This window comes from Pseudomonas fluorescens (assembly GCF_030344995.1).
Classification (GTDB): Bacteria; Pseudomonadota; Gammaproteobacteria; order Pseudomonadales; family Pseudomonadaceae; genus Aquipseudomonas; species Aquipseudomonas fluorescens_BF.
Window position 1 is genome coordinate 17,955 of sequence record NZ_CP128260.1, and the last position, 18,096, is coordinate 36,050.

The 18,096-nt window shown below is 59.7% G+C and carries 18 protein-coding genes and 1 pseudogene; 11 read left to right on the plus strand and 8 right to left on the minus strand.

From position 1 onward, the window contains the following. The first annotated feature begins 123 nt into the window (after positions 1-123). Positions 124-1,692 carry a phospholipase D family protein gene (locus QR290_RS00090; protein WP_289204063.1) on the plus strand — a complete coding sequence of 523 codons (1,569 nt, stop codon included), beginning with the start codon at positions 124-126 and terminating at the stop codon, positions 1,690-1,692. Positions 1,693-1,713: 21 nt separating this feature from the next. Here QR290_RS00090 and QR290_RS00095 read toward each other — a convergent pair whose 3' ends face one another. Further along, positions 1,714-2,859, minus strand: coding sequence for an MFS transporter (locus tag QR290_RS00095; RefSeq protein ID WP_115079681.1), 1,146 nt, complete (start codon positions 2,857-2,859; stop codon positions 1,714-1,716). 185 nt (positions 2,860-3,044) lie between these two features. Beyond that, the gene (locus tag QR290_RS00100) at positions 3,045-4,538 is read right to left on the minus strand and encodes an aldehyde dehydrogenase (RefSeq protein ID WP_007954454.1); all 1,494 of its coding nucleotides are present in this window, start codon (positions 4,536-4,538) and stop codon (positions 3,045-3,047) included. Between the two features lie 235 nt (positions 4,539-4,773). Between QR290_RS00100 and QR290_RS00105 the strand changes: the two genes are divergently transcribed. Then, entirely contained in the window at positions 4,774-5,136 is a 363-nt protein-coding gene (locus QR290_RS00105; protein ID WP_115079682.1) for a cupin domain-containing protein, read from the plus strand. Between the two features lie 81 nt (positions 5,137-5,217). Continuing rightward, a complete protein-coding gene (locus QR290_RS00110; RefSeq protein ID WP_289204064.1) occupies positions 5,218-5,448 on the plus strand; it encodes a hypothetical protein in 231 nt (76 codons plus the stop codon). Positions 5,449-5,597: 149 nt separating this feature from the next. Here QR290_RS00110 and rpmG read toward each other — a convergent pair whose 3' ends face one another. Both rpmG and rpmB read right to left on the minus strand, forming a co-directional pair. After that, on the minus strand, positions 5,598-5,753 hold the full coding sequence (rpmG, locus tag QR290_RS00115) for a 50S ribosomal protein L33 (protein WP_003177274.1): 156 nt from the start codon (positions 5,751-5,753) through the stop codon (positions 5,598-5,600). An 11-nt stretch (positions 5,754-5,764) separates the two neighbouring features. After that, positions 5,765-5,998 (minus strand): 50S ribosomal protein L28, encoded by a 234-nt coding sequence (rpmB, locus tag QR290_RS00120; protein ID WP_003177273.1) that lies wholly within the window; start codon positions 5,996-5,998, stop codon positions 5,765-5,767. Positions 5,999-6,444: 446 nt separating this feature from the next. Here rpmB and QR290_RS00125 point away from each other — a divergent pair, with 446 nt between their 5' ends. Continuing rightward, positions 6,445-8,031 carry an ABC transporter substrate-binding protein gene (locus tag QR290_RS00125; RefSeq protein WP_115079684.1) on the plus strand — a complete coding sequence of 529 codons (1,587 nt, stop codon included), beginning with the start codon at positions 6,445-6,447 and terminating at the stop codon, positions 8,029-8,031. Positions 8,032-8,067: 36 nt separating this feature from the next. Here the strand turns inward: QR290_RS00125 and radC are convergent, their stop codons facing one another. Continuing rightward, positions 8,068-8,742 (minus strand): RadC family protein, encoded by a 675-nt coding sequence (gene radC / locus QR290_RS00130; protein WP_115079685.1) that lies wholly within the window; start codon positions 8,740-8,742, stop codon positions 8,068-8,070. Positions 8,743-8,877: 135 nt separating this feature from the next. Here radC and coaBC point away from each other — a divergent pair, with 135 nt between their 5' ends. The 6 genes and pseudogenes from coaBC (at position 8,878) to QR290_RS00160 (ending at position 14,491) form a co-directional block, all read left to right on the plus strand. Then, positions 8,878-10,086, plus strand: coding sequence for a bifunctional phosphopantothenoylcysteine decarboxylase/phosphopantothenate--cysteine ligase CoaBC (coaBC, locus tag QR290_RS00135; RefSeq protein ID WP_085708873.1), 1,209 nt, complete (start codon positions 8,878-8,880; stop codon positions 10,084-10,086). Positions 10,087-10,091: 5 nt separating this feature from the next. Continuing rightward, on the plus strand, positions 10,092-10,547 hold the full coding sequence (gene dut / locus QR290_RS00140; protein ID WP_007954445.1) for a dUTP diphosphatase: 456 nt from the start codon (positions 10,092-10,094) through the stop codon (positions 10,545-10,547). Between the two features lie 262 nt (positions 10,548-10,809). After that, positions 10,810-12,186 (plus strand): annotated as a pseudogene (locus QR290_RS00145) (phosphomannomutase/phosphoglucomutase); the annotation flags it as partial. Between the two features lie 24 nt (positions 12,187-12,210). After that, positions 12,211-13,116 carry an acetylglutamate kinase gene (gene argB / locus QR290_RS00150; protein WP_115079687.1) on the plus strand — a complete coding sequence of 302 codons (906 nt, stop codon included), beginning with the start codon at positions 12,211-12,213 and terminating at the stop codon, positions 13,114-13,116. Positions 13,117-13,548: 432 nt separating this feature from the next. Further along, positions 13,549-14,121 carry a hypothetical protein gene (locus QR290_RS00155; protein WP_289204065.1) on the plus strand — a complete coding sequence of 191 codons (573 nt, stop codon included), beginning with the start codon at positions 13,549-13,551 and terminating at the stop codon, positions 14,119-14,121. Beyond that, a complete protein-coding gene (locus tag QR290_RS00160; RefSeq protein WP_115079690.1) occupies positions 14,108-14,491 on the plus strand; it encodes a hypothetical protein in 384 nt (127 codons plus the stop codon). Before QR290_RS00155 ends, QR290_RS00160 begins: the two co-directional genes overlap by 14 nt. Before the next feature lie 42 nt (positions 14,492-14,533). Here the strand turns inward: QR290_RS00160 and pyrE are convergent, their stop codons facing one another. After that, positions 14,534-15,178, minus strand: a complete 645-nt coding sequence (gene pyrE, locus QR290_RS00165; protein ID WP_289204066.1) for an orotate phosphoribosyltransferase — start codon at positions 15,176-15,178, stop codon at positions 14,534-14,536. An 82-nt stretch (positions 15,179-15,260) separates the two neighbouring features. On the opposite strand from pyrE, the gene QR290_RS00170 reads away from it, so the two are divergent. After that, the gene (locus QR290_RS00170; RefSeq protein ID WP_007920349.1) at positions 15,261-16,040 is read left to right on the plus strand and encodes an exodeoxyribonuclease III; all 780 of its coding nucleotides are present in this window, start codon (positions 15,261-15,263) and stop codon (positions 16,038-16,040) included. 80 nt (positions 16,041-16,120) lie between these two features. Here QR290_RS00170 and gltS read toward each other — a convergent pair whose 3' ends face one another. Continuing rightward, a complete protein-coding gene (gene gltS, locus QR290_RS00175) occupies positions 16,121-17,329 on the minus strand; it encodes a sodium/glutamate symporter (protein WP_115079691.1) in 1,209 nt (402 codons plus the stop codon). A 386-nt stretch (positions 17,330-17,715) separates the two neighbouring features. Then, positions 17,716-18,084, minus strand: a complete 369-nt coding sequence (locus tag QR290_RS00180) for a DUF4870 domain-containing protein (protein ID WP_085731380.1) — start codon at positions 18,082-18,084, stop codon at positions 17,716-17,718. Positions 18,085-18,096: the final 12 nt, after the last annotated feature.

Below are 18,096 nucleotides of genomic sequence, written 5' to 3' on the forward strand. Positions count from 1 at the left end.
GACAGCCATGGGCTACAAACCGCTCTGCTTCAGGGGTCGGATTGACTGCCCTTTTCGAACAGGCAACAGGCGGCGTGCGCCGTGCCATACTCCTGACCTCGCCCACACCCGGAACCATCCGACTTGAGCTCCAGACACCTACTGCCGCCTGCACTGCTGTCCGCCCTGCTGCTCGCCGGGTGCGCTTCGCTGGATGTTCCTCGTGAACCGAGCCAGGCACTGCCCGCCTCCGACTCCGCGTTCGGCCGTTCGATCCAGGCCCAGGCGGCGCCCTACAAGGGCCAGTCCGGCTTTCGCCTGCTGTCCAACAGTACCGAAGCCTTCACCGCCCGCGCCGAGCTGATCCGCAACGCTCAACGCAGCCTCGACTTGCAGTACTACATCGTCCATGACGGCATCAGCACCCGAATGCTGGTGGAAGAAGTGTTGAAGGCCGCCGACCGTGGCGTGCGGGTGCGGATCCTGCTGGACGACACCACCAGCGACGGCCTCGACCTGATCATTGCCACCCTGGCGGCGCATCCGCAGATCCAGATCCGCCTGTTCAATCCGCTGCACTTGGGGCGCAGCACCGGCGTGACCCGGGCGGCGGGGCGACTGTTCAACCTGTCATTGCAACACCGGCGGATGCACAACAAGTTGTGGCTGGCGGACAACAGCGCGGCCATCGTCGGCGGGCGCAATCTGGGCGACGAATACTTCGATGCCGAGCCCAACCTGAATTTCACCGATATCGACATGCTCAGTGTCGGGCCGGTCGCCGAGCAGCTCGGGCACAGTTTCGACCAGTACTGGAACAGCGCCCTGAGCAAGCCGATCGACGAGTTCCTCTCCAGCAAACCCACGTCCAAAGACCTGCAGAACACCCGCACGCGCCTGGAAGAATCCCTGGAAGAAACCCGCAAACAGAATCACGCGCTGTATCAGCAGTTGATGACCTACCGCACCGACCCGCGCATGGATATCTGGCGTAAAGAGCTGATCTGGGCCTGGAACCAGGCGCTGTGGGATGCGCCGAGCAAGGTGCTGGCCAAGGATGAACCGGATCCGCAATTGCTGTTGACGACGCAACTGGCGCCGGAGCTCACCGGGGTCAGCAAAGAACTGGTGATGATTTCTGCTTACTTCGTGCCGGGGCAGCCAGGGTTGTTGTACCTGACCGGCCGCGCCGATGCCGGTGTAGCGGTGAGCCTGTTGACCAACTCGCTGGAAGCCACCGACGTGCCGGCGGTGCACGGCGGTTATGCGCCGTATCGCAAGGCGCTGCTGGAACATGGCGTGAAGCTCTTTGAGTTGCGGCGCCAGCCTGGTGATAACTCCGGCAGCGGCCCGCACCTGTTTTACAGCAAGTCCTATCGCGGCTCGGATTCGAGCCTGCACAGCAAGGCGATGATCTTCGACGGCAAAAAATCGTTCATCGGCTCGTTCAATTTCGACCCGCGCTCGGTGCTTTGGAATACTGAAGTCGGGGTGCTGGTGGACAGCCCTGAAATGGCAGCCCACGTACGCGAGCTGGCCTTGCAGGGCATGGCGCCGGCGCTCAGCTACGAAGCGAAACTGCAGGACGGAAAAGTGGTGTGGGTCACGGAGGACAACGGCCAGATGCACACCCTGACCAAGGAACCGGGCAGTTGGTGGCGGCGCTTCAATGCGTGGTTCAGCACCACCGTGGGACTGGAGCGAATGCTGTAGCAGCCCGCTCCAGCCGGCTCATCAAGCGGGCTCCGGCACCTTGCCGAACGCCCCTTGTCGCGACAGCAGAATCACCAGCCCGAATGCACCGGCCGCCATCAACCACGGCAACGCATGCCCGCTGATCCATTGGCTGCCCGCGCCCGCCATCAACGGCCCGATCAGACAACCGACGCCCCACAGCTGCGCGACATGCGCGTTGGCCCGCACCAGCGCATCGTCGCGGTAGCGCTCGCCGATCAGGATCAGCGACAGCGTGAACAAACCACCGGCACTGGCGCCGAACAGCACCCACAGCGGCCAGATCAGCAAAGTGTCGAGCAACATCGGGATCGCCAGACTCGACAGCATCAGCACCACGGCGCAGCCGGTGAATAAGGTCCGGCGCGACAGGTAGTCGGCCAATGCACCGATGGGCAATTGCAGCAGCGCATCGCCCACCACCACGGTGCTGACCATCGCCAGCGCAATTTCGGCGGTGAAACCCTGTTGCAGGCAATACACCGGCAACAGCGTCAGGATCATCGCTTCGAACGCAGCGAACAGCGACACCGCCCAGGCGATGGCCGGTAGTTCACGAGCGAACCCCCACAGGTCGCCGAAAGTCACGCTGCTGGCCTCACTGCTTGGCGCGCCGCTGCGGCCCAGCAACAGAAGCGGCGATACGATCAACAGGCCGACACCCACCCAGAAACCATAATCGTGATCGGTGCCGAGTGCGCCCAACAGCAACGGACCGGACAGTTGGCTCAACGCGTAACTGCTGCCATACAGAGCGACCAATCGCCCACGCCAGTGCTCGACCACCAGTTGATTGATCCAGCTCTCGCCGAGGATGAAAACGATGGTCAGGGCTACGCCGATCATCAGCCGCAGCACCAGCCAGATCGGGTAGCTTGGCAGCAACGCCAGCAGGCCGATGGAAAGCGCCCCGGCCCACAGGCACAGGCGCATCAGGTTCGCCGTACCGAAGCGCGCCGCCAGGTGACTGGAGATCTTCGCCCCCAGCAACACGCCGATGGCCGGCATCGCCGCCATCACACCAATGGCGAACGAGCCGTAGCCCCAACCCTCCAGACGCAACGACACCAGCGGCATGCTGACACCGAGGGCCAGGCCAACACTCAAGACAGACGCCAACACGGCGAAATACGTCGCCCAACGCATGGTCCACGCTCCTGTGGATAATTTTTATGTGCACCACAAAACCAATGTGGGAGCGGGCTTGCTCGCGAATGCAGTCTGACAGTCGATATTGATGATGACTGACACACCGCCTTCGCGAGCAAGCCCGCTCCCACAGGGATCTTTGTACCGTTCGGGAGCCCGCGTCGGCAGGCTCCCTTAACGGCTTACAGCTTGATCCAGGTCGCCTTCAGCTCGGTGTATTTGTCGAACGCATGCAGCGACTTGTCACGACCGTTGCCCGACTGCTTGAAGCCGCCGAACGGTGCGGTCATGTCGCCGCCATCGTACTGGTTGACCCACACGCTGCCGGCACGCAGTGCCTTGGCGGTCAGGTGCGCCTTGGAAATGTCCTGAGTCCAGACCGCTGCCGCCAAGCCGTAAGGCGTGTCGTTGGCGATGTTGATCGCTTCCTCGGCAGTATCGAAGGCGATGACCGACAGCACCGGGCCGAAGATCTCTTCCTGGGCAATCTTCATCGCATTGCTCACGCCGTCGAAAATCGTCGGCTCGACGTAGGTGCCACCGGTTTCCTGAAGGATGCGCTTGCCGCCGGCCACCAGTTTGGCGCCGTCGGTGTGGCCCGACTCGATGTAGGACAGCACGGTATTCATCTGCTGGGTGTCGACCAGCGCACCCACATTGGTGGCCGGATCCAGCGGGTTGCCCGGTTTCCAGGTTTTCAGCGCTTCGATCACCATCGGCAGGAATTTGTCCTTGATCGAACGCTCGACCAGCAGACGCGAACCGGCGGTGCAGACTTCGCCCTGGTTGAAGGCGATGGCGCTGGCGGCGGATTCGGCAGCGGCTTGCAGGTCCGGCGCATCGGCAAACACGATGTTCGGGCTCTTGCCGCCGGCTTCAAGCCAGACGCGCTTCATGTTCGATTCACCGGAATAGATCATCAACTGCTTGGCGATCTTGGTCGAACCGGTGAACACCAGGGTGTCGACATCGTTATGCAGAGCGAGCGCCTTGCCGACGGTGTGGCCGTAGCCTGGCAGCACGTTCAGTACGCCTTTCGGAATGCCGGCCTCGACCGCCAGTTCGGCGATGCGGATGGCAGTCAGCGGGGATTTTTCCGACGGCTTGAGGATCACCGAGTTACCGGTCGACAGCGCCGGGCCGAGTTTCCAGCAGGCCATCATCAGCGGGAAGTTCCACGGCACGATGGCGCCGACAACGCCCACTGGTTCGCGAGTTACCAGACCCAGTTGATCGTGCGGGGTGGCGGCGACTTCGTCGTAGATCTTGTCGATCGCTTCACCGCTCCAGCTCAGGGCTTGCGCGGCACCTGGCACGTCGATGTACAGCGAATCGCTGATCGGCTTGCCCATGTCGAGGGTTTCGAGCAGGGCCAGTTCTTCAGCGTGCTGCTTGAGCAGACCGGCGAAACGGATCATGGTGGCTTTGCGCTTGGTCGGTGCCAGACGCGACCAGACGCCGGAATTGAAAGTGGCGCGGGCGTTTTCCACGGCGCGCTGGGCGTCGGCGGCGTCACAGCTGGCTATCTTGCCCAGCAGACGGCCATCGACCGGGCTGATGCACTCGAAGGTCTCGCCGGAGACGGCATCGGTGTACTCGCCATTGAGGTAGGCGCGGCCTTCGATCTTCAGGTCGCGGGCGCGTTGTTCCCAGTCGGCACGAGTCAGGGTGGTCATTCGAGTGTCCTCCTCTTGTTCAATACGAGCGCCGCGATCGTCGCGGTCGTCCTCAGGAATACTGCCCGGCCAGCCTGCTTTTCGGCCCAAGGCATCCGCCACCCTAAACCAGCGGCCGGGGTTGTTTCAATATATTTGACACAAGCTCGCCATACGGCCTTGCGGCGTTCAATTTAATCAACATAGACTTTGGCCCTTTCACGCCACCGCGCCGTCATCACGGGAGAAAACAACAATGAACATCCAGAACGTCGTCGACATCAGCCTGACCACCACCGAAGCCGAACGCTATCGCCCGGACCCGGCCAAAGTGCTCAAGGGCGATCCCGAGCAGGCGGTGTTCAATCAATACGACAGCCCTTGCGGGCAGATGGGCGTCGGCGTGTGGGAAGGTGCGGTGGGTCAGTGGACGGTGAATTACACCGAGCACGAATACTGCGAAATCCTGCAAGGCGTTTCGGTGCTGCGTGACGGTGAAGGCAATGCCAAAACCCTACGAGTCGGCGACCGCTTCGTCATTCCGGCTGGCTTCCGTGGCACTTGGGAGGTCCTGGAGGCTTGCCGCAAGATTTATGTGATTTTTGAAGGCAAGGAATAAATATATATCGCACGGAGCGCCGCAGAAGAGTGAAGAATCCTGTCGTCCACAAGGGACTCTCAATCATAAGGAAATGAGAACATGGCTCAGGAAAACGCATTTCAACTGATCGGCCATCTGATCGGTACTCCCTTTGTACCGGCCGTCAGGGCCTACATCGAACAACTCACCGGCTACTCCGTCAAAGATCCGGACGAACAGGAACAGGAACAGGAACAGGAACAGGAACAGGAGGATGAAAACGTCGAGACCCTGATCGTTGACCTCAACCCCATGCGTGGAATTATCTGGTTCAATCTGACCCGAAAATGATCCGACGGATTTGACGTTACCCCCCTCAAGAAGGCCTGCACCGAAAGGTGCAGGCCTTTTTTGTGGATCACGGCAGCGACGATTTTTCGGCAACAAAAAAGGCCCGTATCGTGAGATACGGGCCTTTTTCGTAAGTCGGGAAAAATCAATTACTTGATTTTGCCTTCCTTGTAGATCACGTGCTTGCGAACAACCGGATCATATTTCTTGATCTCGATTTTGTCCGGGGTAGTACGCTTGTTCTTGTCGGTAGTGTAGAAGTGACCAGTACCGGCGCTCGAGATCAAACGAATCAATTCACGCATGATTAGCTCCCTTAAACCTTGCCGTCGCGACGCAGCTCGGCCAGCACAACGCTGATGCCACGCTTGTCGATGATACGCATGCCTTTGGCGGAAACGCGCAGGCGTACGAAACGTTTCTCTTCTTCAACCCAGAAGCGGTGATGCTGCAGGTTCGGCAGGAAACGACGACGGGTTTTGTTGTTTGCGTGGGAAATGTTGTTCCCAGTCACCGGACCCTTACCGGTAACTTGACATACTCTAGACATGCCTCAGCCCTCTAAAACCACATGCCCAACCCGGCATGGGTTGGCCGCTTAATCTCTAGTCATTGTGGCGCCAGGCGCCGCGATTCTTTAGAGGTCTTACCGGCTACACCTACAAGCGAAGGAACCGGGCCCCTAGAAAAGAGCGCTGCTTTATACCAGAAAGACCACGGAGCAACAACTTTCCGTGTGCAAAGAATGGCTAAAAAGCCGCTTTTTCCGCGCGCAAGCGCCTTGGACAAAGGCTGCCGGCAATTTTTACCATTCGTCGAAGAAAATCGATCATACCCGCTATCAAGACTTTTCCTGCCGTCTCTTCCGACAAATCCTCACCCGCGCAGCCCCGAAAATGCAAAAAGGGGATAGTCATTTGCAATCGCGACCACTAGGGTAGGCCTTTTCCAGACTGCACTTGCAGATGGGCCTTCGATCTGTAAAGGAAGCCGACCATGCGCCTCGCTGCCCTCCCCCTGCTCTTCGCCCCGCTGTTACTGAGTCCACTGGCCCAGGCCGCCGCCCTGAGCGTCTGCACCGAGGCCAGCCCCGAAGGGTTCGACGTGGTGCAGTATAACTCGCTGACCACCACCAACGCCTCGGCCGACGTGCTGATGAATCGCCTGGTGGACTTCGACACCGCCAGCGGCAAGGTCGTGCCGAGCCTGGCCGACAGCTGGGAAGTCAGCACCGATGGCCTGACTTATGTCTTCAAGCTGCACCCGCAGGTGAAGTTCCATACCACCGACTACTTCAAGCCGACTCGCGAACTGACCGCCGAAGACGTCAAGTTCAGCTTCGACCGCATGCTCGACCCGGCCAACCCGTGGCACAAAGTCGCCCAGAGCGGCTTCCCTCATGCCCAGTCGATGCAACTGCCGACGCTGATCAAAAAGATCGACGCACTGGATCCGCTGACCGTGCGCTTCACCCTCGATCACCCGGACTCGACGTTCCTCGCGACCCTGAGCATGGGTTTTGCCTCCATTTATTCTGCTGAATACGCCGACAAACTGCTGAAGGCCGGCGCGACCGACAAGCTCAACAGCCAGCCGATCGGCACTGGCCCGTTCGTATTCACCCGCTTCCAGAAAGATGCGTCAGTTCGCTATAAGGCCAACCCAGACTACTTCGGTGGCAAACCGGCGGTGGATCCGCTGATCTTCGCCATCACCCCGGACGCCAACGTGCGCCTGCAAAAGTTGCGGCGTAACGAGTGCCAGATTGCCCTGTCGCCCAAGCCTCTGGACGTACAGGCCGCGAAAGAAGAACCGACGCTGAAAGTCGAAAAGACTGACGCGTTCATGACCGCATTCGTCGGCATCAACAGCCAGCATCCACCACTGGACAAGCCGGAAGTGCGCCAGGCGATCAACCTCGCGTTCGACAAGGCCAACTACCTTAAAGCCGTGTTCGAGGACACCGCCGAAGCCGCCAACGGCCCATATCCGCCAAACACCTGGAGCTATGCGAAGAATCTGCCCGGTTATGCCCACGACGTTAACAAGGCCAAGGCATTGCTGGCCAAGGCCGGACTGAAGGACGGTTTCCAGACCACCATCTGGACTCGCCCGTCCGGCAGCCTGCTGAATCCGAACCCGAGCCTCGGTGCACAGTTGCTGCAATCGGACCTGGCGGAAATCGGCATTCAGGCGGAAATTCGCGTGATCGAGTGGGGCGAGTTGATCCGTCGCGCCAAGGCTGGCGAACATGATTTGCTGTTCATGGGCTGGGCCGGCGACAACGGCGACCCGGACAACTTCCTCACCCCGCAGTTTTCCTGCGCGGCAGTGAAGTCCGGCACCAACTTCGCCCGCTACTGCAACGCCGATCTGGACAAACTGATCAGCGCCGGCAAGACCACCAGCGAGCAAGGTGTGCGCACCAAGCTGTACGAGCAGGCGCAGGCGCAGATTCAGCAGCAGGCATTGTGGCTGCCGCTGGCGCATCCGACGGCATATGCGCTGACGCGTAAGGACGTGCAGGGTTATTCGGTCAGCCCGTTCGGCCGGCAGGACTACTCCAAGGTCACCCTCAAGTAATCCGCCTAGGCCCGCAGCGACCACGGTCGCTGCGGGCTACATCCAGCCACACTCCGCCATCGACAACGGCTCCCCATCACCAACGATGAAGTGATCGAGCACCCGCACGTCGATCAGCTCCAAAGCCTTCTGCAAGCGCTTGGTCAATAATCGATCAGCCTGACTCGGATCGGTATTACCCGACGGATGGTTGTGACACAGGATCACGGCCGCCGCGTTATTGGCCAGGGAACGTTTCACGACTTCCCGGGGATGCACGGCGGTATTGTCGATCGAGCCGCGAAACAGCGTCTCGAAGGTCAGCACCTGATGTTTGGAGTCGAGAAACAGGCAACCGAACACCTCGTGTGGCTCGTGGCGCAGCATGGCCTTGAGGTAATCGCGCACGACCTGCGGGTTTTCCAGCGCCGTTTTCTGCCGCATGCGCTCGGCCAAATGTCGCCGCCCCATTTCCAGCACAGCTTGCAGCTGGGCGAACTTCGCCGGGCCCAGGCCCAGTTGTTCGCTGAACGTTGCGAGATCGGCCTCAAGCAACGCACGCAAGCTGCCGAACTGACCCAGCAGGTGTCTTGCGACATCCACCGCGCTTTTACCGGATACGCCAGTCCGTAGAAAAATGGCCAGCAATTCGGCATCGGAAAGACTTCCCGAGCCCTGTTCCAACAGCTTCTCCCGCGGCCTTTCCGCCGCCGGCCAATCGCGAATACTCATACACCTTCCTTGTCTGTGGGCGCCGCTGTTCCGTAGCGGTCGCTGTGATATCGTAGCCCATCTTTTTTGCGGGCGAATTCACCCTGGGGAGGGGGTTTCGCCACGTATGTCACCAACGAAATGAAAGGCAGACCTATGCAGCGGCTGTATCGGAAACGCATCGTTCTGGGCGTCGGCGGCGGCATTGCTGCCTACAAGAGCGCCGACCTTGTGCGCCGCCTGATCGATCAGGGCGCCGAAGTGCGCGTGGTCATGACCCGTGGCGGCAGCGAATTCATCACCCCGCTGACCATGCAGGCGCTGTCCGGCCACCCGGTTCACCTGGATTTGCTCGACCCGGCTGCCGAAGCGGCGATGGGCCACATCGAACTGGCCAAATGGGCCGATCTGGTGCTGATCGCCCCGGCCACCGCCGACCTGCTGGCCCGTCTGGCCCAAGGCATCGCCAACGATCTGCTGACCACGCTGGTGCTGGCCACCGACGCCATCGTCGCTGTCGCCCCGGCCATGAACCAGGCCATGTGGCGCGACCCGGCGACCCAGGCCAACCTGCAACTCCTTGAAAGTCGTGGCCTGAAGACCTTCGGCCCGGCCTCGGGCAGCCAGGCATGCGGCGACGTCGGCATGGGCCGCATGATGGAAGCCACCGATCTGGCCCAGCTCGCGGCAGACTGCTTCCAGCGTCAGGCGCTGACCGGCAAGCACGTGGTGATCACTGCCGGTCCGACCCAGGAAAACATCGACCCGGTGCGCTACATCACCAACCACAGCTCCGGCAAAATGGGCTTCGCCCTGGCTGAAGCGGCGGTGGAAGCCGGCGCCCGCGTCACACTGATCAGCGGCCCGGTGCATTTGCCGACGCCGGATCGCGTCACGCGTATCGACGTGGTCAGCGCCCGCGACATGCTCGCCGCGTGTGAAGCCGCGATCCCTTGCGACATCTTCATCGCCTCGGCAGCGGTGGCGGACTACCGCCCGGAAGTCGTCGCCCCGCAAAAATTGAAGAAAGACCCTACGAGCGGTGACGGCTTCGTCCTGCAAATGGTGCGTAACCCGGACATCCTGGCCACCATCGCGACCCGTCCCGACCGTCCGTTCAGTGTCGGCTTCGCCGCCGAGACCGAACACCTGCTCGACTACGCTGCACGCAAGCTGAAGGACAAGAATCTCGATCTGATCGTCGCCAACGACGTCGCCAACCCGAGCATCGGTTTCAACAGCGAAGAAAACGCCTGCAGTGTCATCGATCGTGGGCTGCACGCCACGGTTTTCGCCCAGACCAGCAAGAGCAAGATCGCTCGCCAGCTCGTCACTTTTATCGCCGAACGTCTGAACCAGGTTTAATTTACATGCACGCTTTGCAAGCCAAGATCCTCGACCCACGCATCGGTACCGAATTCCCGCTGCCGCAATACGCCACACCGGGCTCCGCCGGCCTCGACCTGCGCGCCATGCTGCAAGAGGACATCGTGATCAAACCGGGTGAAACCGTGCTGATTCCTACCGGGCTGTCGGTGTACATCGGCGACCCGAACCTCGCCGCGCTGATCCTGCCGCGCTCGGGCATGGGCCATAAGCACGGCATCGTGCTGGGCAATCTGGTCGGCCTGATCGATTCCGACTACCAGGGCCCGCTGATGGTGTCCTGCTGGAACCGTGGCCAGACCGAATTCACCATGCCGGTCGGCGAGCGCCTGGCGCAACTGGTGCTGGTACCGGTGGTGCAGGCGCACTTCGAGATGGTTGAAGAGTTCGTCGAAACCGAGCGTGGCGCTGGCGGTTTCGGCCATTCCGGTACCAAGTGATCGGCTAGAAATCTGTCGTGGCGAGGGCGCGTTTCTCGCCACGAATTTCAAAATGTCATCTGCAACGTTTACCGCTGAAAATCAAGGCATTGGCAGGCCAAAGCCACGCCGCACAAGGCGTCATGGCCCTTTCACACCACGAACTCTCTGTGAAAACTGCCGTCATACCCTTCAGTTTGAGCTTGCCGTCGAATGAGTCGTCGGTGTGTCCAGCCACTTTCGAGATGGAGCATTTTCGCAGATGAGCACCCCCGCCCAAGTCGCCCCGAAGCTTCCCGACAGCATCTTCCGCGCCTACGACATTCGCGGCACCGTGCCGGAATTCCTCAATGGCGAAACCGCCTACTGGATCGGTCGCGCCATCGGCTCCCAGAGCCTGGCCCAGGGCGAACCGAACGTATCCGTTGGCCGTGACGGCCGTCTGTCGGGTCCGGAACTGGTTGCCGAGCTGATCCGCGGCATCGCCGAAAGCGGCTGCCACGTCAGCGATGTCGGCCTGGTGCCGACCCCGGCGCTGTACTACGCCGCCAACGTACTGGCCGGCAAATCCGGCGTAATGCTCACCGGCAGCCACAACCCGTCGAACTACAACGGCTTCAAGATCGTGATCGCCGGCGACACCCTCGCCAACGAACAGATCCAGGCCCTGCACGAGCGCCTCAAGACCGGCAACCTGAGCAGCGGCACGGGCAGCGTGACCCAGGTCGAGATCCTCGACCGCTACAACACCGAAATCGTCCAGGACATCAAACTGGCCCGGCGCCTGAAAGTCGTGGTCGACTGCGGCAACGGCGCTGCCGGCGTGATCGCCCCGCAACTGATCGAAGCGTTGAACTGCGAAGTCATCCCGCTGTTCTGCGAAGTCGACGGCAACTTCCCGAACCATCACCCGGACCCGGGCAAGCCTGAAAACCTCGTCGACCTGATCGCCAAGGTCAAGGAAACCAAGGCTGACATCGGTTTGGCCTTCGACGGCGACGGCGACCGCGTCGGCGTGGTGACCAATACCGGCACCATCGTGTTTCCGGATCGCCTGCTGATGCTGTTCGCCCGTGACGTGGTGGCGCGCAACCCGGACGCGGAGATCATCTTCGACGTCAAATGCACCCGTCGCCTGATCCCGCTGATCAAGGAATATGGCGGTCGGCCGCTAATGTGGAAGACCGGTCACTCGTTGATCAAAAAGAAAATGAAACAATCCGGCGCGCTGTTGGCCGGCGAAATGAGCGGGCACATTTTCTTCAAGGAACGCTGGTTCGGTTTCGACGACGGCATTTACAGCGCCGCACGGCTGCTGGAAATCCTCAGCAAGGAAAAATCCTCGGCCGAGGAGCTGTTCGCGACCTTCCCGAACGATATTTCCACGCCGGAAATCAATATCCATGTGACCGAAGAGAGCAAATTCAGCATCATTGATGCACTGCACGATGCGCAGTGGGGCCCAGGCGCCGACCTGACCACCATTGACGGCGTGCGGGTCGACTACGCCAAAGGCTGGGGCCTGGTGCGCGCGTCCAACACCACACCGGTGCTGGTGCTGCGCTTCGAGGCCGATGACGAGGCTGAATTGCAGCGCATCAAGGCTGTGTTCCATGCCCAACTGAAACGCGTTGCACCTGATCTCCAACTACCGTTCTGATTGCTGATTCACCCGGAGCCCTGAATGACCCTCGAACGCGATGCCGCCGCCAACACTGCCAAGGTCCTGTCCGAAGCGCTGCCTTACATCCGCCGATACGTCGGCAAGACCCTGGTGATCAAATACGGCGGCAACGCGATGGAAAGCGAGGAGCTGAAAACCGGCTTCGCCCGCGACATCGTGCTGATGAAGGCCGTGGGCATCAACCCGGTGGTCGTGCACGGCGGTGGCCCGCAGATCGGTGATCTGCTCAAGCGCCTGTCGATTGAGAGCCACTTCGTCGACGGCATGCGCGTCACCGACGCCGCGACCATGGACGTGGTGGAAATGGTCCTCGGCGGCCAGGTCAACAAAAGCATCGTCAACCTGATCAACCGCCACGGCGGCAGCGCCATTGGCCTGACCGGTAAAGATGCCGGGCTGATTCGTGCGAAGAAGCTCACCGTCACCCGCCAGACTCCGGAGATGACCCAGCCGGAAATCATCGACATCGGCCATGTGGGCGAAGTGGTCGGGATCAACACCGAACTGCTGAACCTGCTGGTCAAAGGCAACTTCATCCCGGTGATCGCGCCGATCGGCGTGGGTGAAAACGGCGAGTCGTACAACATCAACGCGGACCTGGTGGCCGGCAAGGTTGCCGAAGCACTGAAAGCCGAGAAGCTGATGCTGCTGACCAACATCGCCGGTCTGATGGACAAGTCGGGCACCGTACTGACCGGCCTGAGCACCCAGCAGGTCGACGACCTGATCGCCGACGGCACCATCTACGGCGGCATGCTGCCGAAGATCCGCTGCGCGCTGGAAGCGGTTCAGGGCGGCGTGGGCAGCTCGCTGATCATCGACGGCCGCGTACCGAACGCGATCCTGCTGGAAATCTTCACCGACACCGGTGTGGGTACGCTGATCAGCAATCGCAAGCGTCACTGATCGCTGAAATATAAAAGATCGCAGCCTGCGGCCATTCCTGCAAAAACGAATTTCGCGTGTATGAAATTTCTGCAGGAGATGGCGAAGGCTGCGATTTTTTTGTGCGCTAAAGAAATGTCCGACGCTCATCAACGAAGCGTCCGACATCGCGAAAGCAGCATTCTTCATAGGATCTTCCCTGAATTCACAGGAGATCCTCCCCATGCAAAAAAACCACGTACCTTATGGCAGTGACGTTTCCGCAGGCACCTACAAATGTGCAGACTGTGGACGCGAATACTCCAATCAATCGAAAACCTCGCTTCCACCCTGCCCTGACTACCAACCCAGCACCCACGTGCTCAATGGCTGGAATATCTTGAGCGGTCAGGGCGATGCAGTGGCAGATCCGTATCCGGATCAGTCCTCCAGATAATCGTGGAGAACTGAATCATGCAGATCTCATTCACGATCGACGCCGACGCTTTCGAGCAGGAGCAAAAGGAACCGGTCAAAAAAACCCTGCGCATCGGCGACGCGGAAATTGCCCACGCTCTTCAGCGTATCGCCAAGGCCAGCCTGACCGAATACCTGAAAATGCTGGTCGAGGGCGGCATGCCCAGCCGGGCCGACGAAGCCAAGCAGGATCGCCTCCTTTACCTGATTCAAAGCTACTTCGGGCAGACATTACCGACCGAATCGCAAATCTCGACCATTTTTCAACTGACCCAGAGTCAGAGCAAAACCTTGCTGAAGAACACCGTGTCGCGCTTTCGCAATCAGCTCGACGACATCCTGCAACACAGCATGCGCGCGGTGATCGAGTCAGCCGAGCACGCTCAGACTGTTTTTTTGGTGGTCATCAGCTCCGACGTCATCCGCGATGAACTGAACATGCTGATCACGCAAAATGAGCCGACCTTCAAACCCATCACCAAGCGCAAGGGCAGCGCCGGGCAATTCGAGATCAGCGAAGACTCCCACGCTTTACTCTGCGCAACGCTGGGACTCAATGCCGTTCAGTGACATCGTCGCGGTCAGCGGCTTGCTGCTGACCCTGGCCACTTTCCTGTTCAACCTGGCGTGGCCCAGGCTGACCGAGGCGATGGCGCTGGATCAATATCAATCAGGCGTTCAGGCCAGAAAGCGCAGCCGGGAAACGGTTGTGGGGACGCTCTTCAGTTGTGCGCTTCCATTGACGTGCGCGTTTGCCGCGCTGTTTTACGTCAATCTGCCCGCAGCCGTGGGAATTGTCCGCACCAGCACCCTCGATTTCTGGGATTTCGACACAAGCCGGACACTGTTCGTGCTGATGACCTGCGCACTGTTCGCGTTTGTCGCAGTCAACGTGTGGCTCTGTGTGCGACTTGTCGAAAAATGGCGAAGCTTGCTGTAAACCAGGCAAAAAAAGGCCCTGTCGTGACAGGGCCTTTTTGTATCAGACGCCGAACTGGGCGCGATAGGCTTCAACAGCTGGCAGGTGCTGCTTGAGCTGAGGGTCGTCAGCCAGGAATTCCAGCACCTGGTTGAGCGACACGATGCTGATGACCGGGATGCCGAAATCACGCTCGACCTCCTGGATTGCCGACAGCTCGTCGTTGCCGCGTTCCTGACGGTTCAGGGCGATCAGCACGCCGGCGGCCTTGGCGCCGTCCTGGGAAGCGATGATCTGCATCACCTCACGGATCGCGGTGCCAGCCGTGATCACGTCGTCGATGATCAGCACTTCACCGGTCAGCGGTGCGCCGACCAGGCTGCCGCCCTCGCCGTGGGCCTTGGCTTCTTTGCGGTTGAAGCACCATGGCAGGTCACGGTTGTGGTGTTCGGCCAGCGCCACGGCAGTGGTTGCCGCCAGCGGGATGCCTTTGTAGGCCGGGCCGAACAGCACGTCGAACGGAATACCGCTCTCGGCGATAGCTGCGGCGTAGAAACGGCCCAGCTGCGCCAGCGCGGAACCCGAGTTGAACAGGCCGGCATTGAAGAAGTAAGGACTGGTGCGCCCGGACTTCAGGGTGAACTCACCGAAGCGCAAAACGCCGCGATCGATGGCAAAACGAATGAAATCGCGCTGATACGCTTGCATGAAAAAAACCCCAAATACCACGGATTTAGCTAATTAGCTTGACGCCGTGTATCATACACGCACGCGATTTTTGGGGCCATTTATGCGGATCATCAGTGTGAACGTCAATGGTATTCAGGCTGCAGTCGAGCGCGGTTTGCTCAGTTGGCTGCAGGCACAGAATGCCGACGTCATCTGCCTGCAGGACACCCGTGCCTCCGCCTTTGAACTGGACGACCCAGCCTTCCAACTGGATGGCTACTTCCTTTATGCCTGCGATGCTGAAGTCCCTGCCCAAGGCGGCGTGGCTTTGTATTCGCGGTTGCAACCGAAGGCTGTCATCAGCGGTCTCGGATTCGAGACGGCCGACCGCTACGGGCGCTACCTGCAAGCAGATTTCGACAAAGTCAGTATTGCCACCTTGCTGCTTCCTTCGGGGATGAACGGCGATGAGGACTTGAACCAGAAGTTCAAGCTCATGGACGACTTCGGCAAGTACCTGGACAAACAGCGGCGCAAACGTCGCGAGTACATTTATTGTGGCTCGCTGTACGTCGCGCAGCAGAAGCTCGACATCAAGAACTGGCGCGACAGCCAGCAATCCCCGGGTTTCCTGGCGCCGGAACGCGCCTGGATGGACGAGATTGTCGGCAACATGGGCTACGTCGATGCCCTGCGCGAAGTCAGCCGCGAAGGCGACCAGTACAGCTGGTGGCCGGACAACGAACAGGCCGAGATGCTGAATCTGGGCTGGCGTTTCGACTACCAGATCCTGACCCCGGGCCTGCGGCGCTTCGTGCGCAGCGCACGCCTGCCGCGTCAGCCACGGTTCTCGCAGCACGCGCCACTGATCGTCGACTACGACTGGACGCTGACCATCTAAGCGTCGTTTCGCAGTAAAAAAATGCCCGTATCGCAGGATACGGGCATTTTTTATGCGTCAGTCCCAGGCTGGAACGCGCCTTAGACAGCGGCGAAGAACGGCAGCGCCAAATACAACTTGATCACGATGACGTTGATGATATCGATGAAGAATGCACCCACCATCGGCACGACCAGAAACGCAATCTGCGAAGGCCCGTAACGCTGCGTCACCGCTTGCATGTTCGCAATGGCGGTAGGCGTCGCACCGAGGCCGAAACCGCAATGCCCGGCCGCCAGCACTGCCGCATCGTAATTGCGGCCCATCACCCTGAACGTTACGAACACCGCGAACAGCGCCATGACCAGCGTCTGCACGGCCAGAATAATGAAAATCGGCAACGCCAGGGCTGCCAGATCCCACAACTTGAGCGACATCAGCGCAATCGCCAGAAACAGTGACAGACTGACGTTGCCCAGTACCGAGACTTCCCGCTCGAATACCTGATACAAGCCAAACGCCGAGAGGCCGTTGCGCAGCACGACACCCACGAACAGGACACAAACAAATGTCGGCAATTCGAATGCCGTGCCATGCAGCAGCCCGTTCAGGAGATTGCCCACCAGCAGGCTGACCGCGATCAGCGCCAGGGTTTCGATGAACGAGAATGGCGTGATCGAGCGCTCCTTGTTCGGCTGCTCAAACCCCTTTGGCAGACGCGGCGCCTCCTGCGGATGACAACCAGGCACCTCGACACGCTTGATAAGCAAACGGGCAACCGGACCACCGATCAAACCACCCAGCACCAGACCGAATGTCGCCGAAGCTATCGCCAGCTCGGAGGCGGAGGCCAGACCGTATTTCTCGCTGAATACCGTTCCCCATGCAGCACCGGTTCCGTGACCACCGGCCAGCGTGATGGAGCCCGTCAACAGCCCCATCAGCGGGTCGAGCCCCAGCATTGTGGCAAGTCCGATGCCCATGGCGTTCTGCAGGATCAGGAGGCCGGTGACCGCCAATAGAAATATCCCTACTACGCGACCGCCCTTCTTGAGGCTGGCGAAGTCTGCACTCAGGCCGATAGTGGCAAAAAACGCCAGCATCAGCGGCGCCTGCAACGAGGTATCGAACCGGACTTCTATATCGAGCGCTCGCAATACCAGAAGAACCAGAGCCACCAACAGGCCACCCGCAACAGGTTCGGGAATATTGAAATTGCGCAGTACACCAACACGGGTAACAAGACCACGCCCCAGCAGAAGTACTAGGGAAGCGGCCACGAGCGTGCCGTAAAAATCGAGCTGAATCATCTGGATTATTCTTGGCTATATAGTCGGAGGCGAACTTTTCCCTGGATACGCCTCACGAATCGGCTGGTTGTTTCAACACTGGAAACACTGAAATTCAAGAGCCTTCGATGGCCTGAATATATCGAAATATTTCTGAAGGAATATGACGTGCGGCAACCTTAACAAGCGCAAAGTCATGCTGCCAATGCCCTTTGGCCGCATCGAGCATTACAGTTGTGACTAAAAATGTAAGGCCGATGAATATATAAAATTTGTTCTGCCACTCATCGCATGCAGACTATTCCTACGAGCAATGCAGGTTTATTTAGTTGCAAAAAAGCCCCGACAAGTCAGGGCTTTTAAATATGCAGAATTGATTATTCCAACATGCACCTTTCGGCTGAATGTTATTTGATCAAGCGCCAGGTAAACGGATAACGGTACGGAAAACCTTCATTGGCTTTTACGCCACCGATGATCGTCAGCACCAACGCCGCAATGGCCAGCAGGCCGAACAGCACGAACCCGATAATCAACAGCATCAGCACGAAGCAGATCATCGAAGCAATCGCCACGGTGATCTGGAAATTCAGCGCTTCCTTGCCCTGGGCGTCGATGAACGGATCGGTCTCGCGTTTCATCTGCCACAGGACCAGCGGCCCGATCAGCGTGCCGAACGGAATCCAGATCCCCAGCAAGGCGGACAAGTGACAAAACATGGCCCATTGGCGAACCTCCTGGCTCGGCTTGGGCAGCAACTCTTGCTCATCACTCATCGCGTCCTCCTT